Source organism: Pantoea sp. paga (genome assembly GCF_007558755.1).
In the GTDB taxonomy this organism is placed as follows: domain Bacteria; phylum Pseudomonadota; class Gammaproteobacteria; order Enterobacterales; family Enterobacteriaceae; genus Pantoea; species Pantoea agglomerans.
In genome coordinates, this window is the sequence record NZ_VLTF01000010.1 from 100,340 (window position 1) to 125,336 (window position 24,997).

Below are 24,997 nucleotides of genomic sequence, written 5' to 3' on the forward strand. Positions count from 1 at the left end.
ATTTTGTTTTCAAAATGTGAACAGAGGCCTGTGCCAGCCTGATACTGGCATGTTGTTAATTTAAAGCCGGTTTTTCGCTTTTAATTCATGAAAGCTTCATATTGGTATGTCATTGTGCCCGGTTGATTTCAGCCCGGTCAGGCCGTTACCGGCTGTCATAATTCGATTAAGAGCGTCCGGCGTCTGATGGGATCATCTGCGAAGATAAGCTGAGGTTTAGCAGGGAGGCACAGCCGCCCGGATCGGGTTTTGCGGAGTCACGACAGACCTGTTATCAGGGAACGAACACGGCACGAACGCAGCCATCTTCTTTATGTTTAAACATTTCATAGCCCCGCGGCGCCTCTTCCAGCGGAAAACGATGCGTCGCCATGAAAGCCGGGTTCAGTTCGTTTCGGGCAACATGTTCAAGCAGACGGTGCATGTAGCGTTGCCCATGCTGCTGGGCAGTACGAATGGTCAGGCTCTTATTGATCATCAGCCCTAGCGGAAACTTATCCATGACGCCGTACACCCCCAGAATGGCGATGTTGCCGCCTTTACGGCAGACATACATCGCCTGCCGCAATGCTGCGCCCACATCAGTTTCAAGATGCAGCATCTGTTTGGTCTTGTCGTAGACCTGACTTAATCCCTCGCCACGTGCTTCCATACCAACAGCATCAATACAGCTGTCCGGGCCGCGTCCGCCGGTTAACTCCAGCAGTGCTTCGTTGATATCGACCTCCGTATAATCCAGTGTGATGCTGCCGGCGTAGTCGCGCGCCATCGCCAGTCGCTCCGGATAGCGATCGATACCGATGACCTGATGAGCTCCCATCAACCATGCGCTTTGCTGTGCCATCAGGCCGACGCCGCCACAACCCCAGACCACCACCGTGTCACCCGGATGAATATTACAGAAATCGGCGCCCATGTAGCCGGTGGGAGTCGCATCGGAGAGGAACAGCGCCTGCTCATCGGTTACGCCCTCAGGGACGACGAAGCAATCATTGTCCGCAAAAGGCACGCGAACATATTCTGCGTGTGAGCCTGCATAGCCACCAAACGCGTGACTGTAAGCGTATATGCCACCGGTCGCGTGACCCAGCACCGTCTCTCCTTTCTCCCACTGCGGATGGGTATTGTCACAACAGGAGGGCAACTGATGCTGGCAATACCAGCAGGAACCACATGAGATAAAGGAGGGTACCACCACCCGATCACCGCGTCGGATATTGTTGACCGCGCTGCCGACCTCCACCACTTCTCCCATGAATTCATGCCCCAGGATGTCGCCTTCCCGCATACCCGGAATCAGGCCATCAATGACGTGCAAATCGGAACCGCAGGTGGTAGTGAGCCTGACGCGAATAATGGCATCATGAGGATTGAGCAGACCAGGATCGGCCACGGTTTCAACGCTTAAATCGTTAACGCCATTCCAGCAGAGTGCGCGCATTTATTTCTCCTTATCCTGATGTCCGGCATGACGACCCGCAGGCTGCCCCTGCAGCGTGGGGATCTCACCGGTCTCTGCCAGACTCTTAAAGCGATGTAACGCTTTGCTGGCCACCTCTTTCGGTAACAGATCAAATAACGTCGTCACCTTTTTTCCCAGTGCGCCACCCGGTGGGGTGAAGTGCAACGTCAGAGCCAGTTCAGTACCCCATTCACCCGGGGCAGGGCGCAGACGTAATTCACCTTCGTTAGGAATGTCAGCACCTTCCAGCGAGCGCCAGACAATCATTTCGCCTGGCTGCGCTTCAACAATGCGGGTTTCCCAGCGGTAGTGCTTACCTAATGGCCCTTCAATCTGCCAGTGCGCATCGCTTTTATTAACCGTTTTCACGCTGGCAAAGTGGCTCATAATGCGTGGCAGGGTATCGGGCTCAAGCCAAAGGGCAAAAAGTTCAGTGGCGGGCAAACCGACGGTAATCCAGCGCCGCAGTGTCAGGGTATTATCACTGGCGGTTGTCTGAGATGTTGTTGTCAAAACGTCCTCCGGTAGCTCTCTCAGTGGAACGAAAATCATTCAATCTGAGTTAAGAACAGCTAGCGGAATTTTGCGAGCGAAGCCGTGCCCTTCCGCGAAGATCTGCGATGTCAGAAAGGATGCCGGGTCGTGCGCACAGGAAAGCGCCATGCCGGTCTGGGTTCAGGTATAATGTGATTCGCGAGTGTGGCGGTTTTTTAGCAGCAACAAGAGGTAGATATGTCTGAATCTGAAGCGACTACCGGTGGTAAAAGTGTCGCGGCGTTAGTTGAGAGCCTGGAAAATCAGGCGGCAAAACGTTCAGACGCGAACTGGCACGAAGGTCTGAAAAGCAGCACCAAAATCGCACTGGAAAAAATTAATGGTGCGTTTGAGGCAAAATGGATCAGCGCAGACGAGAGCCTGAGCCTTAAGCAGCGCGTTTACAGCGTGCAGGATAAGTTGATTGAGCTGGCTTTGTGGTGATTTAAATTGCCCGTTGGCCCGCACGTAAATCGTCAGGGGTAAAAAAATGATATTTCAGCACGCAGCGTCGCCCGGCATTTTGTGCGCTGCGCAGTGAAGGAGTATTACCGGGCAGAATGGTACCGGTGAGCAGCGCCTTCTCACCATATTGATGATGAAGCTGCTGCTGCAAACGCTGCTGAGCGCGCGCGGCGAGTCCACGGCCCTGATAAGCGGGCATTATCACTTCATCCATAATCTGAAACCCCTCAATAAAGGTCAGTCGCCGGGGGACACAAATCATCAGCCCTGCCACTATGCCCTGCCAGATAATCAGAAACACATGTCCCGCGGCGATATCCTCCCGTAACTCCTGCCTGCTGGTTGCCAGTAGCTGATCGCGCAGATGCGGCAGCGTGTGCCAGCTGGCACGATAGGCGCGATTAATCGCCGTGATACAGGCGGGATAATCTTTCCGGCAGGCTGTCACCAGTGAAATATCTTCGTCGACAGGAACAGAGAGTGAAGCCAGGTCGCTGAGGAAAAGCAGTTGATCGGTTATACCGATGTCAGGATAAGTCGCAGGCAACAGGATGCGCAGCTTCAGAGGTTTCAGCGGCTGCCATGCCTGCATAATGGCGCTAGCGACCCTGTAATCGATGATGCCGTCACGCGCAACAACCTCAATAAAGGGCTGTGCAGGATCGCCACCCAGATAGCGCGGCCCGGTGAGATAACGCTGGCCATTTATCGTCAGTTCACGCTGCAAAAAGGCGTGCTGGGGCAGACCGGTTTCACGCCATGGAAAGGCGGCAGAAAAATGGTGATCGTGGCATCGTGTCTGCTGCTGCGCCAGCCAGCTGGCAAGCCAGTCGCTGAGACGTTCAGATGAGACAGGAACAGTACGGTAGAGCGACACCATATAATCCAGCATAAGATTCCTTATTGCCCGCCGTCAGTGATCTCCTGCCTCTCTCCGCGATAAATCTGTACCGTTGCCGGCTTGCAGATGAGGCTGATGAGAGTGTAAACGATGTGCTCTGTTTATGACCATCTCAACCTCTCAGCAAGCACCATTAGATCCCCTCTGCATGACGGCTCCGGACCTGCCAGACGGTTCAATGCTAACAATATGAGCAGATGTCCGTCATCTTGTGTGATCGCTTATCGCTCCGACCCTCTGAGCTGAATTAAACATGGGTAACGATCTCTTCGGGTCTGGCTGGATTTCGTATACATGGTCAAATTAATTGATGAAATAAGGCAGGGTTGCCCAAAAATTTAAACGCGAAATAGAGGTGAAATTTTTACTTAAATATTACGGAATCAGATAATCGGCAGCCGATAAATGGATTATGATAACGAGGCTGTTCAATAATTATAAAATTTCCGTTCTTTTTAACACCCGGGGGTTACATGGTTCATATTGATTTATGCACCCAGGAGGGCGTGATGAAAGCTTATGCTTTTCAGACGCCGATGCAGGCAATGACCCTGCTGGAAAAAATTAAAGATGATGAATTTCAGTGGTTTAATCTTGAATGGGAAGGGCGTCGCTTTACCTGTCCGCATCATTTTATTAAAAGGCTCAGCAGCCGCTCTTATATTAAATCCTTTTGGCGTTAAATTCGCTTAAAAGATAAGGCTGATGCACAATTAATTATTGTTGATGCAGGTTTTATTTAACTGTTCTACGCATATTTTTAACACAATAAATAACGGGGCAGAGCCTGCCCCGTTATTTTCAGCAACCGGATGGCGTTGTTATCACGGTCAGCGATAATAATAGCGCGTCATCTGCACAGATTCCGGTCTGCTCAGTATCATTATTACTGCTTAATCATTTTCTGCTGTTGCTTATCAGGGCTATCGAAACGCTAAACAATCCTTTCCTTTATGCAGGACTGGACGGTTGTGGGCTGCGCCCGCCAATGCGCCGTGATCCTGTGTAAATCATCTTCTGTTCTGCCCTTGACGAGAAACGTCTACTGTTACACTCAGATGACACTTAATCCGGATCCCGACTGCAATGCCCTATGAAAAAATGCGCCTTCGCTCGCTGCTGACTTTGCTTTCCATCGGGGGCGTCATTCTGACCTCCGGTCTGCTGCTGAGTGCGCTGCTGCTGTTTCAGAAGGCCAACATCGAAGACAGTCTGCTTGAAGGGAACATTGCCTATGCCCGCAAGCTGGCTGATACCACCGATCGTTACCTGGCGACAGCGCAACGTGAACTGGCCTGGAGTGCGTCGCAGATCAAGGGGCTCAGTGATATCAAACGACTGGAAGCAGAGAGCGATCGCCTGCGAATGCAGTCGGGCTTTTTCAACTCGGTGGTGGTGGTCAATCATGATGCCATTATTGCAGCAACGTCACCCGATAGTCTGAATCTCATTGGCGTGAAGCTACACTCGGCGGCCAGCCTGCAGGCCATAGCGACCCAAAAGCCTTTTATCTCAGCTCCTTTTACCTCTGCTGCCGGTAACTATGTGGTGTTTTTATCACAACCTCTGTTCAGCGAAGATGGCCGCTATCTGGGCTACATTGGCGGGACTATTTATCTCAAGAAACAGAGCATGCTGAGCGAGATCCTGAGCCAGCATTTTTATACCAATGGGTCAACGGTCAGCGTGGTCAGCAATGAAGGGCTGATTATTTTCAGTCATGACGCGGCGCGCGTCGGAACAAAGATGCTGCTGAGTCTGGCACTGCAGAAACGGCTCGCCACGACAGAAAGTGGGCATTTCACGCTGGAGAGTGATGGACAGCACTATCTGACCGGCTATGGCACACTGCATAAAACGGGCTGGAACGTGTTTATTACCGGCACTTCTGAAACGGTCAGGCAAATTCTGATGCGCACAGCAGAAAGCGCTGTCTGGTTCGTTCTGGGCATTATTGCCGTGACGGCGGCTATTATTGCCTTTATGGCCGGTCGGATCGCCTCTCCACTGGAAAAGCTGGCTGACAGAGTGCGCGATGGCGGCAGCGAAGCGCAGGCGGAATCTCTCGCCACGGTAAAAACCTGGTATTACGAGGCTGACCGGCTCAAAGAAGCCGTGCAGGCGCATCGCCACGCCGTTGCAGGTCACCTTGCCGCGCTAAACGATGAGGCGATGACCGATCCGCTGACCGGGCTCTGTAACCGACGCGGATTTTCGGCGCTGGCGGCGCAGTCAGACAGCGAGCATGAACAGTGTGCCATAGCCATTGATATTGACCATTTTAAGAAGATAAACGACTGGTACGGGCATGACGCGGGTGATGCGGTTCTGGTGAGCCTGGCAGCGTTGCTGCGTCAGGCCTGTCGCACCGGCGATATCGTCAGCCGGTTTGGTGGCGAGGAGTTTATTCTGCTGCTGCCGCATACCACGCTGGCTGATGCCGTCCGCACCGCGGAGCGCATCCGTGAGACCGTCAGCGCCACCACCTTTCCGTTTGCCGGAACGATGACGATATCAGCCGGGGTGGCTTCACGGAGTGCTCAGGATAGCGATCGCGACTCTCTGCTGCGGCGTGCCGATGAAGCGCTTTACGAAGCAAAAGCCGCCGGGCGTAATACCGTCATCATTGCCGGACCTGAGGGGTTCAGCGCGTCTGATTCGGCCGGGTAAGATTCCAGGGTGGGACAGACTCAGCACTTACTGCGCAATCGCCAGCCGAGCCACTCATCCAGTGCCGCTTCAGGCAGCGGCCTCGAGTAGAAAAAGCCCTGTGCCTGGTCGCAGCCGAACTCGGTCAGCGCCGTATCGGTTTCCGCATTCTCCACGCCCTCAGCCAGCACCATATAATCGAGATCTTTAAGCATCGCTATAATACTGCGGGCGATGACGCGCGATGCGGTGTCAGATGAAATTTCGCTGATCAGTGAACGGTCCAGCTTGATCACATCCAGCGGTATGCGCCGCAGATAACTGATATTGCTGTAGCCGGTTCCAAAGTCATCCAGTGAAATACCGAATCCACGAAGTTTCAGCATCTCAAGCCCCCGCATTGCGGTTGCGCTCTCCAGAATCCGTTCCGTCTCCAGACACTCAATGCCCAGCAGCGAAACCGGGAGCTTCGCCCTGATCATCTGCTCTTCCAGCTCGTCGGCAAACCCGTCACGGGAAAAATCGCTGCTGCTGACGTTAATGGTGATGGGCAGCTGAATATAGCTGTTGCGCAGCCGGGAGAGCCGGGCGATGGCGTGCTCTGTCACCCAGGTGGTCAGTTCGCTGAGCAGCGCGGTTTGCACGGCAAAGGGTAAAAACTGTGCAGGAGACAGTTCGCCGCGCTGCGGATGCTGCCAGCGGATCAGGGCCTCCAGGCCAATTGGCTTGCCGCTGTGCAGACAGATTTTAGGCTGATACGCCAGCCACAATCCCTTATCCTGGCGTATCGCGATGGCCAGATCATGCATCAGGGTGAAGTCCTGCGTATGGCGCGTATCAGTAGCCTCGCTAAAAGGCATCGAGGCGACGTCGCGTGTAATGGCCTCGTGCAGCGCGCTAACGGCACGCCGCAGGATCTCCTGGGCAGGCATCTCCCCGGTATTGAAACTCGCCTCACCGGTGTGGGTCATCAGTGCAACCGACAGCCCATCGCCGAGATCCGCGCTGATCCCGGCCAGCTTGTTTGCCACCCAGCTGGCAGTGAGTCTGCTCTCCTGACGTGTCAGCAGGGCAAAGCGCCCGGTGGCTACGGTGTAGAGCATCTCTCCTGGCGCAGGCCTCAGGCGCAGCGGCAGCAGTGTCGCCACATCTTTCAACAGGCTTTCAACCGGCCCCATGCCCATTGAGCGTGCAAGCTCGTAGGCGCGCGGCATATCGATACAGTCAATCAGCACCAGCCGCCGTGGCGTGGTGTCACCGGAGGCGGCAAGAAATTGAAGGTCGCGAATCAGACGCTGGCGGTTGGGCAGACCGGTTACCGGGTCGGCAAAGCCAGCCGAGTACCAGGCCTCAAGAAATGACATCACCAGTGCCGCCAGCATCTTCAGCATGGCGACCTGATCCGCATTAAAGGGATGAGGCGCGGTGTCAGTCACGCACAGCGTACCCAGTATCAGACCTGTGCTGCTTTTAAGCGGTACGCCGGCATAAAAGCGGATAAAAGGCGCGCCAACAATCAGCGGATGCTCAGCAAAGCGGGTATCCAGCAACGTATCGGGTACTACCACGGTGCTGTCACTGTCCACTGCATGGCGGCAGAGCGAGTCCTGCCGGGAGGATTGAGTGAGTGTGAAATTTTGCGCGGCCTTTACATGCTGCATCTCATCATCCAGTACGGAGATAAAGCTGCCGGGTATACCGAGTGCCTGGCTGGCCAGCCGGACGAACTGTCGCAACACATCGTCACGACTTTCGTCGTTACTGCGCAGCGCGTGCAGTGTTCGCGTACGGCAATCGTCGCCGTCGCTGAGACTCATAAGCATGGATTCCTCCGCACCGGCTGATTACGGCGCGAAATTAAACAGAAAAATTGAAGGGTATGACGTCATGACTACAGGCAAATTCTGCAAAAAGAAAGAGTCATGACCATTTATTTTTTATCACACTGCACGCCACTACTGGTCAGAATAGCAAATACCTTTTCTTTAACGAAATATTTTAGTAATTACGATTCTATTATTTTGTCGTTAAAAACTTTTAATTTCTTAAATATCCTGCCAGTATATAGAGCATAAACATAGTGCACTATATAATAACGCACTAAAGTAGATGACATAACTTATTTTTGCTTAATTTTAACCACACCAATGACAACATCGGGGAAACCTCATGAATTCACTCAGGCATTTCACTATCCGCCGCGTTGTGCTGTGGATGATGATCGTCTCACTGGGCATCGTCGTGCTGGCAGGCGGCTACAGCAGCCAGGTAGTGCGCGATATCTTTCGTCAAACCGATCGTTCGGCCGTTCTGACGCAGCAGCTGAGCTTTCTGGCGCACAGCGCTATCGTCATGCAGAGCGGTACGCCAGCCGATAAAAACGCGCTCGTCGCCTCCACCCCGGCAGATGCTGACTGGGATAACTTCCGCGCGGCACTCACGACAACCCCCTCAGAATACGCAACGGTTGCCCGTGCGCAGCTGGACAAGGTGACGCAGCAGCTGGCCGGGAATCAGGCCCCGCTGAAGGCTGACCGGCATCGGCTTGAGGGCGTCTTGCTGGCAGCACTGCTGGCGGCAGTAGCGTTACTGCTGTTTTGCGACCGCTATCTGGTCGTTCATCTGGTGCGTCCGGTAGGTAAAATTCGCGGTCATTTAAAAATTATTGCCGATGGCGATCTGACGCGCGAGCCGGAAGATCTGGGGCGCAACTGTGTCGGACAACTGGTGCCGCTGGTCAAAGAGATGCAGCACAGTCTGTTGCAGACGGTCAGCGCTATCCGAGACAACGCCGCCATTCTTCATCGTGAAGCGGGCGACATTGCTGCGGGTAATGCCGATCTCTCCGACCGGACATCCACTCAGGCTGCTGCGCTGGAGCAGACCGCAGCCAGTATGGAGGAGATTACCGTCACCGTGCGTCACAATGCACAGAATGCCCGGGAGGCACGTGAACTGGCTGCCAGCACCACGGATACGACTCAGCAGGGCGTAGAACTGGTTCAGTTGGTATCGGCAGCCATCACCAGCATCGCTCAGGGATCAGAAAAAATCCGGCAGTTCACCACCACTATCAATGGCATTGCGTTTCAGACCAACATTCTGGCGTTAAACGCCGCTGTAGAAGCTGCCCGTGCGGGTGAGCAGGGCCGCGGCTTCGCGGTGGTCGCCAGTGAGGTACGTTCACTGGCACAGCGAAGTGCTGCTGCCTCTAAAGAGATCGAAGAGCTGATTGCCGATACCGTGGCACGCGTTGACGATGGACGGCGGGCGGCTGAGAGCGCAGGTACCACCATGGAGGCCGTGCTGCGCGGCGTCGGCGGCGTGAATGAACTGATCGGACAGATTGCGCTGGCTTCGGATGAACAGAGCAAAGGGATTGCTCAGGTCACGGTCGCCGTTGCAGAACTTGATCGCGTAACGCAGCAGAATGCGACGCTGGTTCAGCAGGTTTCGGCGACGGCAGGCAGTCTCAGTGGACAGACTGAAACGCTGGGCAGCGTGATTACGCGCTTTACCCTGCCGCATCCTCCTCTCGCCTTAGAGACTAAACGCGTCACGCCTGCTGAAAAAGGTGGCTGGGCAACGTTTGCGCGGGCATAGCCTGAACGTATTTTTTCTGAACTGTAGATAATGTCTGTCCGGGACGGGATAACGATTAACGCTCACTCTTTTTAAAAGAGGAATGAAACGGTCATTTTTTGTGACTGTGATTGACGTTGATCATCATTGGATCAACGCCACCATTCAGAATGACAATTACTCTTCTCAGCGGTACAAAAATTATCCGGGCAGCGATTTAAATATAATTCAGGTTATTTTCTCTGTTTTTACTGGTGCGCTACGCTTTCCTGATAAGTGTAAAATGCCGGGCTTTTAAAACTTAACTCAAATTTATGTTTTGGCCGCAGGCGTGTTCTTCCGCCAGGCCATCTCGCCGGGGCACCGTTATGCGGAGTATTTATATGGGAAATCAGATTTTACAACGGCCTGTCGCCGTCCAGCACAACGTACGTGAACTACGCCTTGCGGCCGGTCTCTCTCAGGAGATTGCAGCCGAGCGTTTCGATCTTAGTCAGCGTGTCTGGCAGACCAAAGAAGCAGCGAAAAATCCTGCGCTGCTCAGCCAGGGAGAATATGAACTGCTGATGTTGCTCGCCGGAGAGCATCCGCACTATCAACTGGTACCGAAGCTCAAAAAGTAAGGCATTCAGCCCCTGTTTTCTCTTAAGTAAAGTCATGTCGGGCCGATATAGAGAGTTAAGCGAAGCGTGTTTACCGCTCGTCTGCTCTGTTCTGGCCAGATAATGTTGGGCGTTCGTCGCACCCTCTCTGCCAGGCATAACGTATTAACTGATGCCTTTATGTTTGCGGCGTCAGCTTTATCGGGCTCAGCGCGGCAACCTGTTGCTGCCGGGTTCACTGACGGGCCTTTCTTCTGGCAGCGGGTCGGCAGTGAACTCTGCGCGTTCTGTCTGATTGAACGTGTCCTCTTTATGCTGTGGCTGGCCTGCCACAGCAGATAACATCAGAGGAGAGTTACGCTGAAACGTCCAGTTTATCATGATGCCGAGGCGGCTCGCCTCGACGCACTTAAGCAGTATCATCTGATGGATTCACCGCCGACCGATGCGCTGGATCGCCTTACTACGCTTGCCGCGCGGCTGTTTCGGGTGCCGGTCGCTTTTGTCTCGCTTATCGATGAAAAGCGACAGTTCTTCGCCTCCCGTTACGGTTTAAATATTTCAGGTACGGCGCGCAACGTTGCCTTCTGCCACCATACGCTGGCGCAGGGCGATATCCTCTGCGTGCCCGATACGCTGAAAGATCCGCGCTTCTGCGATAGTCCACTGGTTCACGGTTACCCCTTTATCCGCTTTTACGCGGGGATCCCGCTTTCGACCCCGGATGGGCATCACATTGGCACGGTCTGCCTGACCGACAGCCATCCGCGTGAGCCGCTGACCGCAGAGGACCGGAAGCATCTGATTGATATTGCTGCACTGGTGATGGATCGCATGGAGATGCATCGTCTGGAGTTATTGCGCTACACCAGCCAGCAGCGACTCGAGGCGATCTCATCCACTTCGCCTGACGCCATTGTCTGCACCGACCTTCGGCGTGGCATAACCTTCTGGAACCCGGCTGCCACCGCGCTGTTTGGCTACAGCGCAGAGGAGATGCGCGGCCAGTATATCAGCGAGCTGATCCCTGCTCGCTGTCAGACTGACTACCGTAATGAACTGGTCCGGATTACCTCTGACGAAGCGGCTATCTCGCACCCTCGCTCTTTGCAGATATGGGGTGTGACGCGTGAAGGTCGTGAATTTCCGGCAGAGGTCTCTTTTTCGGGCTGGCGTGAAGAGGGCGAGCGGCTGGTGGGCATGATCATCCGCGATGTCACGGCCCGCTATGAGAGTGAGGCGCGACTCTGTGAGCTGGCCTCACTGGATATGCTGACACGTCTCGCCAGCCGGAGCGCGTTTATGGATCAGGTGGGCCAGCTGACCCGGGCGGGCGTCCCCTATACGTTACTGATGACCGATCTCGATGGTTTTAAAGAGGTTAACGATACGCTGGGACATGCGGCAGGCGATGCGTTGTTGTGTCACGTTGCCGAACAGATTCGTGCGGTGTGCGCCAGTGCTGTGACGGCTGCGCGCCTGGGCGGTGATGAATTTGTGATCCTGTTAGCGGGCGGCAGTGCTGAGGCAGCGATCACTGCGGAGAAACTGATTGCGGCCGTTCAGACGCCATTCCGCTATCACGACTCGCCGGTGGTGGTCGGTGCCAGCACCGGCATCGCCTCCTATCCGGAGCACGGAAGGGATCCCTCTTCGGTGATGTCCGCCGCTGATCTGGCGCTCTACCGCGCCAAAGCGTCGGGTAAAGGCTGCAGCATGCTGTTTATGCCCGCGTTTCGTGAGGCGGAGCAGCAGCGCCGCCGCTTTGAGCGCGAACTGGAAACGGCTGTGCGGCAGCAGCAGTTCACTCTTTACTATCAGCCCCGCTACGACGTTGAAAGCGGAAAGCTTATTGGCTGTGAGACGCTGGTGCGCTGGCAGCATCCGACGCGCGGGCTGCTGTTGCCGGCTGAATTTATAGGCATGCTGGTTAAAAGCCCGCTTTCAGTCACGCTGGGTGAATGGATCATCCGCAGTGCTCTGGCACAGGTCCGGCAGTGGCAGGTTCGCTCTCCTCAGCTTCGCGTCAGCATCAACCTGTTTCCGCGCCAGCTGGCAGGGAACAGCCTGGAGACGGTGATACGTGAGAGTGCCGGAGGCGATGCCGGTTTTGTCGAGCTGGAAGTGGATGAGCCACTGCTGGCCGTGCTGATGCAGGATATGCCGGTTCAGGTTGACGCCGTACGCCGAACGGGAGCCTCGTTCGTTATCGATCATTACGGGCGTACGCTGGGGGCGATTAACCTGCTGCGCTATAGCGTTGTGACGGGTTTTAAAATCGATAAGTCGATGACGCACGAGCTGGGTTCCAGCGTGCGGGTGCGTATGATGTTCCGGGCAATTACCGCGCTCGGCAAAAGCCTGGGTATCCGGGTGGCTGCCGAAGGGGTGGAAGACAAAGAGCAGATCGCCTTTGTTACCGCCGCCGGATGCGACATTATGCAGGGCAATGGTCTGTGCCAGCCACTGACGCCGGCGGACTTTGAGGCGATGCTGTGCGGAGAGGAGCACTATCCACCCGCTGTCGCCAGTGGTTCCGACATTACGCCACGCGAATCGGTCTGATGGTGGCGAGCGGAGAGGAGAATGCCCGACGCCTGATAGTCTGCGCCTCAGGGTGAGTGTGCGGGCCGGTATTCCTGTTTCAGCAAGCCGAAGATCCAGTCATCCTGCCACTGGCCGTTGAGAAAGAAGTTCTGCCGCAACGTTCCCTCCTGCACAAAGCTCGCTGAGATCAGGGTCCGGCGTGAGGCCGCATTGCCTGCTGTCACCGTCGCGATCAGTTTGCGGTAATCCTGTTGCTCAAAGCAGAAGGTGATAATGGCATGCAGAGACTCGCTGCCGTAGCCTTTGCCCTGCGCATCTGCGGCCAGAATAAAGCCAAACTCCGCAATACCCTCTCCGCGATCGATAAACCCGCAAAAGCCAGCCGGAGAACCGGATGTTTTTTCTCCGATAACCAGACAGAGCCAGTGCCTGCAACCCTTGTACCAGGCGGGCAGGCGGACATCAAATGAGTGGGTTCTGATCTCTTCAGCGCTGCGCGGATCGCTGATGTACTGCATCACCGATCTATCCTGACTGACTGCCAGATAGAAGGGCCAGTCTTCCTGCCGAAGTGGCCGATAAGTCAGGCGTGGCGAGGTGACTTTCAGCGGTATTTCAGCCGGTACTTTAGCTGGCTCTTCAGTTGTCATCGTGCAACTCCCTGTGGATCGGATCTCTGTGGCGATGGCGCAAAAATAACACAGAGTGGCTGACTGGCGGGACGTGCTTTCGCTGCTCTGCGAGGTATCCCGCAATCCCGACGCTATCTCAACAGCGCCTGCTCTCGTGTATTATCCAGATCCCGCTGGCCACATTTGCTCTTATCGCTGCGCTGTCAGGCCTTCTTCCCACTTCATTGCTACGCTTTTAGCCAGATGGCTGAAAATTGACCCTGATGAGAGTAATCCCCATGGAATTGAAAACGTTTGAAACTGGAGCCTGGGCTGCACTGCAGGAATCTGCGCCCGATCCACAGGGCGGATTTCGTTATCTGATGCTCTGTACGGTCGATGCTCTGTTGCAACCTCAGGCGCGCACCGTGGTTCTGCGCCAGTGTGTCGACGACCGCCGGATGCTGACATTTCATACGGATGTTCGCAGCCCGAAGTGGCAGGAGATGGCGGCGAATCCGCAGGTTACCGTGCTGGGATATTGCCATCAGCGTCGCCTGCAGCTGCGGCTGGCAGGGCGGGTTGAGTGTTATGCGGCGGGAAGTGATGTTGCCCGGGCAGCCTGGCGTGCGTTACCGCAGCACACGCGGCAGCCTTACACCGGCGGACCTCCGGGGGAAGCGCGGACAACGGCTAACGAAACGCCTGACGCGACGGCAGCGGAAACCGGGGAGTCCCGTTTTGGCGTGGTGATTTTTCAGGCCAGTATGCTGGACGCCTATCAGCTTCAGCGAAACGAAAATCAGCGCGCCCTGTTTCGCTATTCGGCTAACGGCGAGTTGCAGGAAAGCGAATGGCTCAACCCCTGACCCGATATGCCTGATTCACTTCAGGTCGGGTTAACGCCTGATTGATCCTGTTTTCGCGCACGCGATAAAAGAGATTTCACTGTCTGCCGCTTCGTTATCTGTTTTTTATCTGCCGCACCGCTTAATCGATTTTAGCACCACGTTATCTTCATATAATGGCGTTTTTCTGCTTTTTACTATCTTTTGTCATTGTTTGTGCCAGGCTTTTACTAACCGAAAAGCAGTGACTTATGCTCAAGGTAAAGAAAAGAACAAATGATCGCTCTGTATCACAGGCAGGTTAAACATGAACAATCAACCTCCTGAAAAACCAGGGTCAGAGGGTAGCGACCAGGTGATAAGCCTGGCGGAGGAAACCGTTGAGGTCTCGAAACAGCGGGTCATCGACGGTCATGTCAGGGTTACCCGACAGGTCACTGAGCATCAGCAGAAGATTGCGCTGATGCTCCGGCACCAGACGGCGGAAATAGAACGCATTCCTAAATCGGAACGCCTGGCTGAGATGCCGGAGATCCGTGAAGAAAATGGTGTTCTGATCATTCCTGTCGTTGAAGAGGAAATCGAGATCGTTCGTCATCTGGTGCTGAAAGAGGAGTGGCATATCCGCAAAGTTGTCAGTGAGGAAGCGACAGAACAGGTTGTCTCCCTGCGAAAACAGCACGCTCACCTGACCCGAATACCCTATTCAGAGCCGTCCAAATCCATCACCGAGGAGCACAACATGGCGCGTGAAACAATCGTAACAATGTTCAGCAATATCTCACTGGCAGAGGGTGCAAAGCGTAACCTGATCAAGGCCGGGTTCCTGGATGATGACATTGATATCATCTCCGGTGATCGTTTGCGTACCGAAGGTCAGGAGGCCCGTCACCCTGGCTTCTGGCAACGCCTGTTCGGCAATACGCTGGAGGAGGATCAGGCCGAAGTGTATGAAGACGCGATGCGAACCGGCGGAGTAGTGCTGTCGCTGCGGGCCGATGAAGATGAATTACCTCGCGCCCTGGGCATCCTTGATGCACATGAAGAGCTTACCGAGCGCAGTGCGGCGCTGCCCGATGATTACGCGCCCGGTTACGCGACCAGTGATGGTCTGACTGCACCTGCCAGTGGAACGCTTCAGGATAATGCCGCCGTCGATCCGCTCTCTACCGCTCCTGCCCATCGTGGCGCTGCCCGTACTGCCCTGACCGGTGACGAAAGTGACGAGGATGTACTGCGTCTGGCAGAGGAGCGACTGGAAGTGGGTAAACGTCTGGTCAGCGAAGGGTCAACCCGCGTTCGCCGCTACACTGTCACCGATCAGGTGTCAGAAAATGTCTCGCTGCATGAGCAGCACGCCGCAATCTTCCGTCGTCCGGTGAATGAATCAGGTTCACCCACTCATGTTGACTGGTCTGAAAAAACTGTCGAAGTGGAAGAGACGCATGAGCAGCCCGTCATTAATAAGACCGCAGAGATCATTGAAGAGGTGGTGTTACGTAAAGAGACAAGCGATCGGGTTGAAACCATCAACGATTCGGTACGTCGTCAGGAAGTGGATATTGACCATGCCAGTACAGATCCTCTCGGAGCAGACCGGCTGACCGGGAATCGTACTGTGGCCGATCCGTTACTTGAAAGCACGCGTCAGGCCCGCGCTGACCACGACTCCCGTCCGGTAACGCCAGGCAGCGAGCCAGCGCATAAAGAGGGTTTCGCGGAGAAGGCCGGTGATAAAATCGCGGAAGCGAAAGAGAAGGTTGAAGACAAGTTTAAAAAGCCGTAATGCCGGAGCGGTAATTGTCGCCTTCTATGCCTGAAAACCCGTCGCAGACGGGTTTTTTTCATAAATCACACTGAAATTCCGAAGGCAATTTAATGGAATCACTTAGACCTGGCACCCGTTAATGGTGAATGGCCACATTGAAAGTTATATAGACCTCTCGTCTTAAGTGTATGTACGTTATTAGTGACCAGCCCCCCAGTATTAGATACAACGATCAGTTAGTAATGTCGGTTTGTTTACCTTCTGATTTTCCATTTCTCCAGCCTGCTGCAAATTCAGACGGCGTCTGGTAATTCAGCGATGAATGAGGTCTGGACTCGTTATAGTCCTGCCGCCAGTCATTAATGATTTTCCGGGCATGAACAATATCGCTGAACCAGTGTTCATTCAGGCATTCATCGCGAAAGCGTCCGTTAAAACTCTCAATAAATCCGTTCTGTGTCGGTTTACCGGGCTGAATAAGCCGCAGCTCCACGCAATGCTCAAAGGCCCATTGGTCAAGTGCTCTACAGGTAAACTCCGGCCCCTGGTCAGTTCTTATCGTAGCCGGATATCCGCGAAACAGCGCAATACTGTCCAGAATATGCGTGACCTGCACGCCTGAAATCCCAAAGGCAACAGTGTCAGTCAGGCATTCCTTTGTGAAGTCATCGACGCAGTTAAGGCACTTGATCCTGCGACCGGTGGCCAGTTCATCCATGACGAAATCCATTGACCAGGTCAGATTGGGCGCATCCGGGCGAAGCAGCGGAAGCCGCTCAGTCGCCAGACCCTTACGACGTCGTCTGCGCTTCACACTCAGGCCGTTAAGGTGATAAATGCGGTATACCCGCTTCTGGTCTGTCGTCAGAACTTTCGACCCAAAGCCACCTGAAGCGCCTCCTTATCCAGCATGGCTTCGGCGAGCAGCTTCTTAAGGCGGACGTTCTCCTCTTCAGGTGACTTAAGCCGCTTTACCTCAGGGACTTCCATGCCGCCAAACTTCTTGCGCCAGGTGTAGAAAGTAGCGTCTGAAATAGCATACTTACGGCAGAGTTCCCGTGCAGAAACCCCGGCTTCGGCCTCGCGGAGGATACTGATGATCTGTTCGTCGGAAAACGCTTCTTCATGGGGATGCCCTCATGTGGCTTATGAAGACATTACTAACATCGGGGTGTACTAATCAACGGGGAGCAGGTCATATCAGTCATAGCACCATCGCCTGGCACGGGCTGACTCGATTACCATCCCGATAGTAAGAGGGATGGCCTCGCGCGGGTTTTTTGGATAGTAGAGGCTGAAAGTCACCAGATCAGAATCCATTCCAAACGCATCGAAGACGTTCTGAAGGCATTCCGCAGCGTCCTCCGGGTCAAGCTTCATGTCCTGATTAAGCGACATCTCTGGCGTGAGTGTTTTTTTCCGGAACGTAAGCAGCGATCGGCCGTTCCACGGCTCAATGAGTGCCATTACGCGTGCCTGTGTGTCATCTACCATAACTTATCCTCCCCGCGAGCGATGGCATTGTACAGTCTGACCGAATTGAAACTGATATCGGCAACGTCTCTTGCCAGAATCACCCAGCCCACGACGGGTATCGCCCGACCGACAAAGGTGCTGAGCTTATGCGTAAAAAGGATACGCGCGGTCCGGGGCGGGTATCCCCCTACGATGGTGGGGAGCTGTATGCCGAAAGGAAACTTGGCGTTAGGGAATACTCTGCGTGCTGCCCGTGAGGCATAGGAGGTACCCTTGAGAGCATCGCGCGGTTTGGTGCGGGTAGTCAGGACATTACGTCCAGACAGGATGGCCACGATCGCTCCGAAGTCATCAATGCCCAGCTGTTCAGCGACTTCTTCACAGAAAATCATGAAAAAGAGCTCACCAGCGGTGAGGTTCGGTCTGCCCGCGTAGAAATAGGTGTTATTGAGTTCTTCAGTCGTATCCACTGCCAGCTCCCACAAGTTCACTTCATTCATCATCCTGATGCTTTTTAAACAATACCTCGCGCGTTCATGCTTGACAACCTGACGGTCTGCGACAGGATAATAAAAAACGGTAATTTTACCTCATCTCCCTGCAGGCACTCGCGGCATCATTTCAGAAATGGGCATGGTTTCGCTATCCTTATGTCTTAAATGATTTTTTATGCCGTCAGCACGCTGAATAACGGGAGCGGGACGGCACCAGGCACTCTGGAGTGCATACCTGGCCATAGAGAGATAAAGGTTATAGAAAGGTTCGTGGGGTATTAAACATTTCCCATTGTTTATATCCATACCTTACATAGACCTGCATTTATCGATACCACAGGAATTTACATTAGAGTCACATAAGCGATTTGCTAGTGACGGCTTTGCTTTATTTAAGTTTGCTCCAAGGTTTTTCTTAAGAGATAAGGAGGCTTTCTGTACATGCTGGTTACCAGTCTGTGCTGCCACGAAGCGATGAACCCCCCTCGCGTTGTGCTGACCGCGATCCCTGACTACCCTTGCTGTTGTTTTTATCCCAAAACGGGCCGGATAGCCTGAACGCCGGATTAGCATCTGCAATTTTTAGTCATTAACGGCAGGCGATCGTGAATCTGCCGTGCATTATCAATCAGGGAAATCATGACAGAACAACGCAACGCCGATCATTACCGCGCTGATGAGCACATTGATCCTTATATCTCGGTACAGGGTGCAAGAACACATAATCTCAAAGATGTTTCGCTGCGATTTCCCCGCAACGCCATGGTGGTGTTCACCGGGGTTTCAGGCTCCGGTAAATCGTCCCTTGCCTTTGATACCCTCTATGCGGAAGCCCAGCGCCGGTTTATCGAGTCGGTGTCGCCACATGCCCGTCGTCTGATCGATCAGGCTGCTGCGCCGGAGGTGGATAATATTGACGGACTTCCGCCCGCGGTGGCGCTTCAGCAGAGCCGGGCTGGCGCGCAGGAGCGTTCAACGGTGGGCAGCCTCACCCGAATTTCTGTCACGTTGCGCCTGCTGTTTTCCCGGGCGGGCGTAAGGCCTGAAGGCGTTCCCTTTATGACCGCCGATTATTTCTCGCCTAACAATCCTGAAGGTGCCTGCCCCCATTGCCAGGGACTGGGAAGAGTGCACACCGTTAAAACCGAGTCGATGGTGCCGGATGTCTCACTGAGCATCCGCCAGGGAGCTATCGCTTCCTGGCCCAGAGGCTGGCATAACAAAAATCTGCGCAGCATCCTTGAGACGCTCGGCTACGATGTCGATGCGCCCTGGCATACGCTTTCAGCCCGGGATCAGCAGTGGATACTGCTGACTGACGAACAGCCCTCGGTGCCGATTTTTGTCGGTCTGAACGCTGAGCAGCGTGAAAAAGCGCTGGCGGCGGGCGAAGAGCCGGCTTATACCGGCACGTACACCAGTGCAGCAAAAATCGTGCTGCAGAGTTATTCGGGTGGCAGCGAGACGACAAAGAAACGACTGGCACGCTTTGTGACAGTCACTCCCTGTTCTGAATGCCACGGTAAAAGGCTAAACCGGGATGCGCTGTCCGTCACCTTTGCCGGGCATGACATTGCCAGCCTGAGTGAGCTGCCGGTCTCAGAGCTTGCTGAACTGCTGAAGCCTTATGCACGTGGCGCATCGCCAGACCTGCCGGCAGAGGCAGCACTGCGTGAGGCGGTTATCCGAATGGCGTCGGATATCTGTATGCGGCTTGAGCAGCTGGAAACGCTGGGTCTGGGTCATCTGGCGCCGGGACGCCGTACCACCGTACTCTCATCCGGCGAGCTGCAGCGCGTACGTCTGGCCACCCAGCTGATATCGCGGCTTTTTGGCGTGCTTTATGTGCTGGATGAGCCGTCAGCCGGGCTGCATCCAGATGATGTCAAATCGCTGCTCGCATCCCTGAAGAACCTGGTGCGTGCCGGTAATTCGCTGGTGGTCGTCGAACATAATATTGACCTCATCGCCGAGGCGGACTGGCTTATCGAGGTCGGCCCAGGCCCGGGAAAAAATGGCGGTGAGATTGTCTATAACGGCGAACCAGCAGGGCTTGAAGAAGTCAGTGCGTCACCCACCTCGGGCTATCTTTTCTCACGAAGCTATACCGGGCTGCGCCAGCGCCGGCCCGCAGAGAGCTGGCTCAGCTTTGAACAGGTCTATTGCAACAATATTGCCGGAGTGGATATCGCCATCCCACTGGGGAGAATGACGGCCGTCACCGGCGTGTCCGGCTCCGGAAAATCGACGCTGCTGAATCGCGTGCTTCCGGAAATGCTCGGACGTTTTGACAAAACCCCTGACATCGAGGAGGGCGAGGAAGAGGATCTGGTGCCGGACGTTAAGGGTCAGGTTGTCAGCGGAAGTGACGCCATCGGCCGTCTGGTCCGAATCGATCAGCGTCCTATCGGACGGACACCACGCTCAAATCTGGCCACTTACACCGGATTTTTCGACATTGTCCGCAGGCTGTTTGCAGACACCGACGCGGCGAAAGCCAAAGGCTTCAGCGCCAGCCGGTTTTCCTTCAATCTGCCAGCCGGACGCTGTCCTGCCTGTGAAGGGCAGGGACAGATTTCGATTGAGCTGCTCTTCATGCCGAGCGCTACCGCCACCTGTTCCGTGTGCGCGGGAAGCCGTTATAATCCCGAAACGCTGGAGGTGAAGTGGAACAACCTGACGATAGCGGATGTGCTTGATCTGACCGTGGACGACGCCACTGAGGTGTTTCATGGACATGACGGGATCCAGCGTTCGCTGAAAGCACTGACGTCGCTGGGGCTGGGATATCTGACGCTGGGTCAGCCCGCCACTGAACTGTCGGGCGGCGAGTGCCAGCGTATCAAGCTCGCCTGGGAGCTGCAGCGGGTCCAGCGAACCTCCACGCTTTATCTGCTTGATGAACCGTCGACAGGCCTGCATCCATCAGACATGGATAAGCTACTGGTAGTGCTGGATGAACTGGTGAAGCGTGGTCATACCGTCATCATGGCGGAACACAACATGCGCATAGTGGCAGAGGCGGACTGGGTGATTGATCTGGGTCCCGGCTCGGGTCTTAAAGGAGGAAGGGTTGTCTCCTCCGGCTCACCGGAAGAGGTCAGCGCATCTGCAGAGAGTCTGACTGCGCCCTGGCTTTCCGCGCAGCTAAAAAAGAGGGCGGGCGATCCGGAGTAATCGGGCGGTATAGGTATCTACCGCTTAAGGTGATGTAGTCTGAGGGCTCAGGGGCAATATGGAGGCTCCTGAACCCGCAAGCTCTTATTATTACCAGAGGAGAAGCCTTCTGGTCAGGAATGATATCGGTATTCTGCCAGTAGAAATGACCTTCCCGGCTTGTACGGACTTTACTCAATAATATCCCTGTCACTCCCATTACCGCTTTGCAGGTTTTCGATGGAATGTATCAACCTGCGGGCATTCTTAGGCGATCGCAGCAGCAAGGCCGTCTCTTCCAGTGAGTTATATTCTTCAAGCGACATCAGCACGCAGGATTCACCGTTCTGGCGGGTGATCAATACCGGCGATTTATCTTCAACGGTCTGAGCCATAATGTCACACAGATTCTGTCGGGCTTCGCTGTAACTGATTGCTCTCATGGAACCTCCGCAGTGGGTATTACAGCTCATTTTACAATGACGACTGCTGGCAGGGGAGTTTAGGTGAGAATTCTGGAGATGAAATCGCGAAAGTGTTTCCTTTTGCGAAACAGATGATGTAGTGTTTCTTATGGCGAAACAGGGAGTCTGATCGTGATTAAAAGCTGGAAGCACAAGGGATTACAAAAGCTTTATGAGAAAGGCGACACAAGCGGCGTGCAGTCTCAGGACGCAGAACGTATCAGGCTGCGCCTGCTTGTAATTGATGAAGCCGTATCAACGGATGAATTCAGAAACTATCCGGGCTTTCGCTTTCACCCACTGAAGGGTGAAAGAAAGAACCTCTATTCAATTACGGTCAGAGCAAACTGGCACATCACGTTCGAATTTACAGACGGCGACGCATTCATTCTCAACCTTGAGGATTATCACTGATGGCAATGTTTAATCCGCCACACCCTGGTGGCCTGATAGCGGAATATCTCGAAGATAACGACATCAGCTTGCGCAGTCTGGCTAAACAGCTGGGCGTTTCCGCAGCTTCGCTGAGCAAAGTGGCTAGCGGTAAAGCCTCCGTCAGCCCGGAAATGGCTGTACGGCTGGAGGCGGGCCTGGGTATTGCAGCACGGCTCTGGTTATCCATGCAGGCCGCATGTGATCTGCATAAGGCGCGAGAAACTACAGATGTTTCCGGCGTTCCTCTGCATCCTGGGATCGTAGCATCGTCATTGCGGGACGAGACGGTATAGTCCTCGCCCCGTAGCGGCTTTCCTAATCGCCAATACAAACCTTTTATCTCATCAGCGCAGCGGCGCATTAACCTGTAACGCATCCAGCTCACGGGCGTCGTGACTGCAAAAAAAGGTGATTTCGCCGCCGCGCTGGCAGGAGAGCTCACGCAGTCGCTGCTGATTGTGCCGTCTCGCCACGTTATCCATGCCCATCATCCACTGGTAAAAGCGCAGTCCTGGCGTGCAGTGCCGCGTCTGCTGCCGCATTTCGCCGCGGTAAAACCAGGCATCGCCGCCGTGCAGTAGCCAGCCATCGGGTTGCTGAATCGCGATACCCGCGTGACCCGGTGTATGGCCCGCCAGCGGTACCAGCAAGATCTCCGGCGGTAAGTCACGCAGGCGATTAACCGCCTCAAAACCAAACCACTTTTCTCCCTGCGGCTGATAGGTTTCCCAGTTGCTGATCCCACCCCATTGTCCAGGCCGGTAACGTTCCCGTGACAGCCAGCTATGGCGCTGATGCGCGGTATCAACCTCCTGCTGCAACAGATGGATTCGCGCCTGCGGAAAATCGGTCAGTCCGCCAGCATGATCAAAGTCGAGATGGGTCAGAATAATATGCCGCACATCCTCAGCCCGGAAACCCAGTGACGTAACCTGCGACAGTGCGGTCAGTTCATCGCGGCGCTGAATATTGTTTAATGCGCGGAAAAAGCCGGACAGGCGGCTGCCGGGCGCATGGATATCCTGGCGACCAAAGCCGGTATCCACCAGCACCAGCCCGTCGCGATCCGTCTCAATCAACAGACAGTGACAGACCAGATGTGCTTTCAGGCCTTTACTGAATCCATCATAGAACGCGCCGCCCAGCGGGCACATACAGCCACAGTTAAGGTGGTGAATTTTCATCGGGCCTCCATAGGGTAAATGGGGATATCTCTGAGAAGCTACGGCATGTCCGGCGCGCAGCACATCAGCCTGGCTATAGAGTGTAGAGAGGGATGACGCAGTAGGCGGAGCGGTGAAGCGGATAACCGGGCAAAATTGCCGGTTATCCGCCAGAAAGCAGAGGATTATCAGGTGTGGAACAGCGGGAAAGCACCGGTCAGCAGACCGCCCGCCATCAGCACCAGACTGACCAGAATCCCCCACTTGATGGCAAAGCGCTGGTGGTCGCCGATGTCGACTTTCGCCAGACCCACCAGCAGGTAGACTGACGGCACCAGCGGGCTCAGCAGGTGGAACGGCTGGCCAACAATAGACGCGCGGGCAATCTCTTCCGCGGTGATGCCGTAGCTGGCTGCCGTCTGGGCGATAACCGGCAGGATGCCGAAATAAAACGCATCATTCGACATAAAGAAAGTAAACGGCAGACTGACCAGCGCGGTAAACACCGCAAGGTAAGGCCCGAAGCTATGTGGAATTACCGCCAGCAGACTCTTCGCCATGGCATCAACCATGCCGGTGCCGGAAAGGATGCCGGTGAAAATACCGGCGGCAAAAATCAGCGAAGTGACGGCCAGGACGTTACCGGCATGGGAGCCAATGCGCGCTTTCTGCTCCTCCAGCGTCGGATAGTTGAGCATCACCGCAATCGCAAACGCCAGCATAAACAGGATCTGAATCGGCAGTAAACCAATCACCAGCAGCACCAGCAGCACGGTGGTCAGGATGAAGTTAGGCCAGAACATCTTCGGACGGCGATTAGCTGCGCACTCTTCAGCATCGCCCAGTCCCAGCTCAATGTTGTCGATATGGTGATCTTTCAGGGTCATTACGCCAAGACGCTTACGCTCACGCAGGCCAAACAGCACCGCCATCGCCACCAGGCTGGCGCAGGCCAGCAACATGGCAGGCAGCATCGGAATAAAGATGTCGAGGGCGTCGATGCGCAGTGCCGCTGCAGCACGGGCCGTCGGGCCACCCCAGGGGGAGAGGTTCATGATGCCGCTGGCAAGGTTGACCAGACAGGTCATCATCAGCACGTTCATACCCAGCCGGTGATAGAGCGGCAGGAATGCGGCAATGGCAATCATGTAAGTGGTAGAGCTGTCACCATCCAGCGAGACCATTAGCGTCAGCACCGCCGTTCCGACCAGCACTTTCAGGGGATCCCCGCGCACCAGCCGGAGAATGAAGCGTACCAGCGGGTCAAACAGTCCGGCATCGATCATCAGACCAAAATAGAGAATGGAGAAGGTCAGCATCACGCCGGTAGGGGCCAGCGTTTTGACGCCATCCAGCATCATGGTACCCAGGCCCTGGTAAAACCCGCCAATCAGCGCAAATAGGGTGGGTATAAGGATCAGCGCAATCAAGGCTGACATGCGTTTGGTCATGATCAGATACATGAAGCAAACAACCATGGAAAAACCCAGTATCGTCAGCAAATTAACAGCCCTCGCAATGGCGTAAAAGTAATGAAAAAGTTACATGTCGGCAGGAAAATTCAGGTAAGTACTTAGCGTGATAATGATTAACCTGTTGTTTTAATTAACCCTGCTCAGAAAGATGATATTAAATCGCTGTCAGGATTTAGCATTTATTTAACAAAAAAGAGTGATCACGATCATCTTTAAACGAATCTTAAACGAGTTTGTGTGACTGGGATCAAAGGGGGCCACGTGCAACCATGCATTTCGGGCCAGCTGGAAATGGAATCAGAGGTGCTGGGTACAGGAGAAACAGGGGGAACGGCTGAGTCAGGTTGCTCAGCCGGGCAGAGGGA

General features: G+C 54.6%; 21 protein-coding genes and 1 pseudogene. 11 read left to right on the plus strand and 11 right to left on the minus strand.

Annotation, left to right across the window (positions count from 1 at the left end; genetic code table 11):
• Positions 1 to 274: 274 nt before the first annotated feature.
• Together FOV68_RS20920 and FOV68_RS20925 are read right to left on the minus strand one after the other, a co-directional pair.
• Positions 275 to 1,441 carry a zinc-dependent alcohol dehydrogenase gene (locus tag FOV68_RS20920; RefSeq protein ID WP_031593109.1) on the minus strand — a complete coding sequence of 389 codons (1,167 nt, stop codon included), beginning with the start codon at positions 1,439 to 1,441 and terminating at the stop codon, positions 275 to 277.
• Positions 1,442 to 1,975 (minus strand): SRPBCC family protein, encoded by a 534-nt coding sequence (locus tag FOV68_RS20925; RefSeq protein ID WP_186289768.1) that lies wholly within the window; start codon positions 1,973 to 1,975, stop codon positions 1,442 to 1,444.
• A 219-nt stretch (positions 1,976 to 2,194) separates the two neighbouring features.
• Here FOV68_RS20925 and FOV68_RS20930 point away from each other — a divergent pair, with 219 nt between their 5' ends.
• Positions 2,195 to 2,440 (plus strand): hypothetical protein, encoded by a 246-nt coding sequence (locus FOV68_RS20930; protein ID WP_031593111.1) that lies wholly within the window; start codon positions 2,195 to 2,197, stop codon positions 2,438 to 2,440.
• A 1-nt stretch (position 2,441) separates the two neighbouring features.
• Here FOV68_RS20930 and FOV68_RS20935 read toward each other — a convergent pair whose 3' ends face one another.
• On the minus strand, positions 2,442 to 3,353 hold the full coding sequence (locus tag FOV68_RS20935; protein ID WP_031593112.1) for a hypothetical protein: 912 nt from the start codon (positions 3,351 to 3,353) through the stop codon (positions 2,442 to 2,444).
• A 518-nt stretch (positions 3,354 to 3,871) separates the two neighbouring features.
• On the opposite strand from FOV68_RS20935, the gene FOV68_RS20940 reads away from it, so the two are divergent.
• Complete coding sequence (locus FOV68_RS20940; RefSeq protein ID WP_231115725.1) at positions 3,872 to 4,045, plus strand: hypothetical protein; 174 nt, start codon at positions 3,872 to 3,874, stop codon at positions 4,043 to 4,045.
• Between the two features lie 403 nt (positions 4,046 to 4,448).
• Positions 4,449 to 6,032, plus strand: a complete 1,584-nt coding sequence (locus tag FOV68_RS20945; RefSeq protein ID WP_069027152.1) for a diguanylate cyclase — start codon at positions 4,449 to 4,451, stop codon at positions 6,030 to 6,032.
• 20 nt (positions 6,033 to 6,052) lie between these two features.
• Here FOV68_RS20945 and FOV68_RS20950 read toward each other — a convergent pair whose 3' ends face one another.
• The gene (locus tag FOV68_RS20950; protein ID WP_143991487.1) at positions 6,053 to 7,834 is read right to left on the minus strand and encodes a GGDEF and EAL domain-containing protein; all 1,782 of its coding nucleotides are present in this window, start codon (positions 7,832 to 7,834) and stop codon (positions 6,053 to 6,055) included.
• Between the two features lie 346 nt (positions 7,835 to 8,180).
• Here FOV68_RS20950 and FOV68_RS20955 point away from each other — a divergent pair, with 346 nt between their 5' ends.
• The 3 genes from FOV68_RS20955 to FOV68_RS20975 all read left to right on the plus strand — a co-directional run bounded on the left by FOV68_RS20955 (position 8,181) and on the right by FOV68_RS20975 (position 12,760).
• Positions 8,181 to 9,614 (plus strand): methyl-accepting chemotaxis protein, encoded by a 1,434-nt coding sequence (locus FOV68_RS20955; protein ID WP_143991488.1) that lies wholly within the window; start codon positions 8,181 to 8,183, stop codon positions 9,612 to 9,614.
• Between the two features lie 362 nt (positions 9,615 to 9,976).
• The gene (locus FOV68_RS20965) at positions 9,977 to 10,216 is read left to right on the plus strand and encodes a hypothetical protein (protein WP_031593758.1); all 240 of its coding nucleotides are present in this window, start codon (positions 9,977 to 9,979) and stop codon (positions 10,214 to 10,216) included.
• Between the two features lie 405 nt (positions 10,217 to 10,621).
• Positions 10,622 to 12,760: an EAL domain-containing protein gene (locus FOV68_RS20975; protein ID WP_143991489.1), complete on the plus strand. Its 2,139-nt coding sequence runs from the start codon at positions 10,622 to 10,624 to the stop codon at positions 12,758 to 12,760.
• Positions 12,761 to 12,807: 47 nt separating this feature from the next.
• Here the strand turns inward: FOV68_RS20975 and FOV68_RS20980 are convergent, their stop codons facing one another.
• Entirely contained in the window at positions 12,808 to 13,392 is a 585-nt protein-coding gene (locus FOV68_RS20980; protein WP_143991490.1) for a GNAT family N-acetyltransferase, read from the minus strand.
• 260 nt (positions 13,393 to 13,652) lie between these two features.
• Between FOV68_RS20980 and FOV68_RS20985 the strand changes: the two genes are divergently transcribed.
• Together FOV68_RS20985 and FOV68_RS20990 are read left to right on the plus strand one after the other, a co-directional pair.
• Positions 13,653 to 14,222, plus strand: a complete 570-nt coding sequence (locus FOV68_RS20985) for a pyridoxamine 5'-phosphate oxidase family protein (RefSeq protein WP_143991491.1) — start codon at positions 13,653 to 13,655, stop codon at positions 14,220 to 14,222.
• Between the two features lie 286 nt (positions 14,223 to 14,508).
• Positions 14,509 to 15,987, plus strand: coding sequence for a YsnF/AvaK domain-containing protein (locus FOV68_RS20990; protein ID WP_143991492.1), 1,479 nt, complete (start codon positions 14,509 to 14,511; stop codon positions 15,985 to 15,987).
• A gap of 214 nt (positions 15,988 to 16,201) precedes the next feature.
• On the opposite strand, the pseudogene FOV68_RS20995 reads toward FOV68_RS20990, so the two are convergent.
• The 3 genes and pseudogenes from FOV68_RS20995 to FOV68_RS21010 form a co-directional block, all read right to left on the minus strand.
• Positions 16,202 to 17,070 (minus strand): annotated as a pseudogene (locus FOV68_RS20995) (IS3 family transposase).
• Positions 17,071 to 17,169: 99 nt separating this feature from the next.
• Positions 17,170 to 17,463, minus strand: a complete 294-nt coding sequence (locus tag FOV68_RS21005; protein ID WP_022624214.1) for a DUF1493 family protein — start codon at positions 17,461 to 17,463, stop codon at positions 17,170 to 17,172.
• The gene (locus FOV68_RS21010) at positions 17,457 to 17,915 is read right to left on the minus strand and encodes an STM2901 family protein (protein ID WP_031292265.1); all 459 of its coding nucleotides are present in this window, start codon (positions 17,913 to 17,915) and stop codon (positions 17,457 to 17,459) included. The genes FOV68_RS21005 and FOV68_RS21010 overlap by 7 nt, the downstream gene beginning before the upstream one ends.
• A gap of 663 nt (positions 17,916 to 18,578) precedes the next feature.
• Here FOV68_RS21010 and FOV68_RS21015 point away from each other — a divergent pair.
• The gene (locus FOV68_RS21015) at positions 18,579 to 21,116 is read left to right on the plus strand and encodes an excinuclease ABC subunit UvrA (protein WP_143991493.1); all 2,538 of its coding nucleotides are present in this window, start codon (positions 18,579 to 18,581) and stop codon (positions 21,114 to 21,116) included.
• Positions 21,117 to 21,286: 170 nt separating this feature from the next.
• Here FOV68_RS21015 and yefM read toward each other — a convergent pair whose 3' ends face one another.
• Positions 21,287 to 21,538: a YoeB-YefM toxin-antitoxin system antitoxin YefM gene (yefM, locus tag FOV68_RS21020; protein WP_143991494.1), complete on the minus strand. Its 252-nt coding sequence runs from the start codon at positions 21,536 to 21,538 to the stop codon at positions 21,287 to 21,289.
• 153 nt (positions 21,539 to 21,691) lie between these two features.
• On the opposite strand from yefM, the gene FOV68_RS21025 reads away from it, so the two are divergent.
• Both FOV68_RS21025 and FOV68_RS21030 read left to right on the plus strand, forming a co-directional pair.
• Positions 21,692 to 21,973, plus strand: coding sequence for a type II toxin-antitoxin system RelE/ParE family toxin (locus tag FOV68_RS21025; RefSeq protein WP_031593746.1), 282 nt, complete (start codon positions 21,692 to 21,694; stop codon positions 21,971 to 21,973).
• Positions 21,973 to 22,287 (plus strand): HigA family addiction module antitoxin, encoded by a 315-nt coding sequence (locus FOV68_RS21030; RefSeq protein ID WP_039387307.1) that lies wholly within the window; start codon positions 21,973 to 21,975, stop codon positions 22,285 to 22,287. The genes FOV68_RS21025 and FOV68_RS21030 overlap by 1 nt, the downstream gene beginning before the upstream one ends.
• 51 nt (positions 22,288 to 22,338) lie before the next feature.
• On the opposite strand, the gene FOV68_RS21035 is transcribed toward FOV68_RS21030, so the two are convergent.
• Together FOV68_RS21035 and FOV68_RS21040 are read right to left on the minus strand one after the other, a co-directional pair.
• Positions 22,339 to 23,178: an MBL fold metallo-hydrolase gene (locus FOV68_RS21035; RefSeq protein WP_039387306.1), complete on the minus strand. Its 840-nt coding sequence runs from the start codon at positions 23,176 to 23,178 to the stop codon at positions 22,339 to 22,341.
• Positions 23,179 to 23,345: 167 nt separating this feature from the next.
• Complete coding sequence (locus tag FOV68_RS21040) at positions 23,346 to 24,659, minus strand: CitMHS family transporter (protein ID WP_031593743.1); 1,314 nt, start codon at positions 24,657 to 24,659, stop codon at positions 23,346 to 23,348.
• Positions 24,660 to 24,997: the final 338 nt, after the last annotated feature.

Bases quoted from the DNA above. Each gene is read 5' to 3' on its own strand.
- FOV68_RS20990 (WP_143991492.1), top strand. From the start codon at position 14,509: ATGAACAATCAACCTCCTGAAAAACCAGGGTCAGAGGGTAGCGACCAG.
- FOV68_RS20950 (WP_143991487.1), bottom strand. From the start codon at position 7,834: ATGCTTATGAGTCTCAGCGACGGCGACGATTGCCGTACGCGAACACTG.
- FOV68_RS20975 (WP_143991489.1), top strand. From the start codon at position 10,622: ATGGATTCACCGCCGACCGATGCGCTGGATCGCCTTACTACGCTTGCC.
- FOV68_RS20985 (WP_143991491.1), top strand. From the start codon at position 13,653: ATGGAATTGAAAACGTTTGAAACTGGAGCCTGGGCTGCACTGCAGGAA.
- FOV68_RS20920 (WP_031593109.1), bottom strand. From the start codon at position 1,441: ATGCGCGCACTCTGCTGGAATGGCGTTAACGATTTAAGCGTTGAAACC.
- FOV68_RS21035 (WP_039387306.1), bottom strand. From the start codon at position 23,178: ATGAAAATTCACCACCTTAACTGTGGCTGTATGTGCCCGCTGGGCGGC.
- FOV68_RS21015 (WP_143991493.1), top strand. From the start codon at position 18,579: ATGACAGAACAACGCAACGCCGATCATTACCGCGCTGATGAGCACATT.
- FOV68_RS20955 (WP_143991488.1), top strand. From the start codon at position 8,181: ATGAATTCACTCAGGCATTTCACTATCCGCCGCGTTGTGCTGTGGATG.
- FOV68_RS20930 (WP_031593111.1), top strand. From the start codon at position 2,195: ATGTCTGAATCTGAAGCGACTACCGGTGGTAAAAGTGTCGCGGCGTTA.
- yefM (WP_143991494.1), bottom strand. From the start codon at position 21,538: ATGAGAGCAATCAGTTACAGCGAAGCCCGACAGAATCTGTGTGACATT.
- FOV68_RS20935 (WP_031593112.1), bottom strand. From the start codon at position 3,353: ATGCTGGATTATATGGTGTCGCTCTACCGTACTGTTCCTGTCTCATCT.
- FOV68_RS21030 (WP_039387307.1), top strand. From the start codon at position 21,973: ATGGCAATGTTTAATCCGCCACACCCTGGTGGCCTGATAGCGGAATAT.
- FOV68_RS20980 (WP_143991490.1), bottom strand. From the start codon at position 13,392: ATGACAACTGAAGAGCCAGCTAAAGTACCGGCTGAAATACCGCTGAAA.
- FOV68_RS20965 (WP_031593758.1), top strand. From the start codon at position 9,977: ATGGGAAATCAGATTTTACAACGGCCTGTCGCCGTCCAGCACAACGTA.
- FOV68_RS20945 (WP_069027152.1), top strand. From the start codon at position 4,449: ATGCCCTATGAAAAAATGCGCCTTCGCTCGCTGCTGACTTTGCTTTCC.
- FOV68_RS20940 (WP_231115725.1), top strand. From the start codon at position 3,872: ATGAAAGCTTATGCTTTTCAGACGCCGATGCAGGCAATGACCCTGCTG.
- FOV68_RS21005 (WP_022624214.1), bottom strand. From the start codon at position 17,463: ATGGTAGATGACACACAGGCACGCGTAATGGCACTCATTGAGCCGTGG.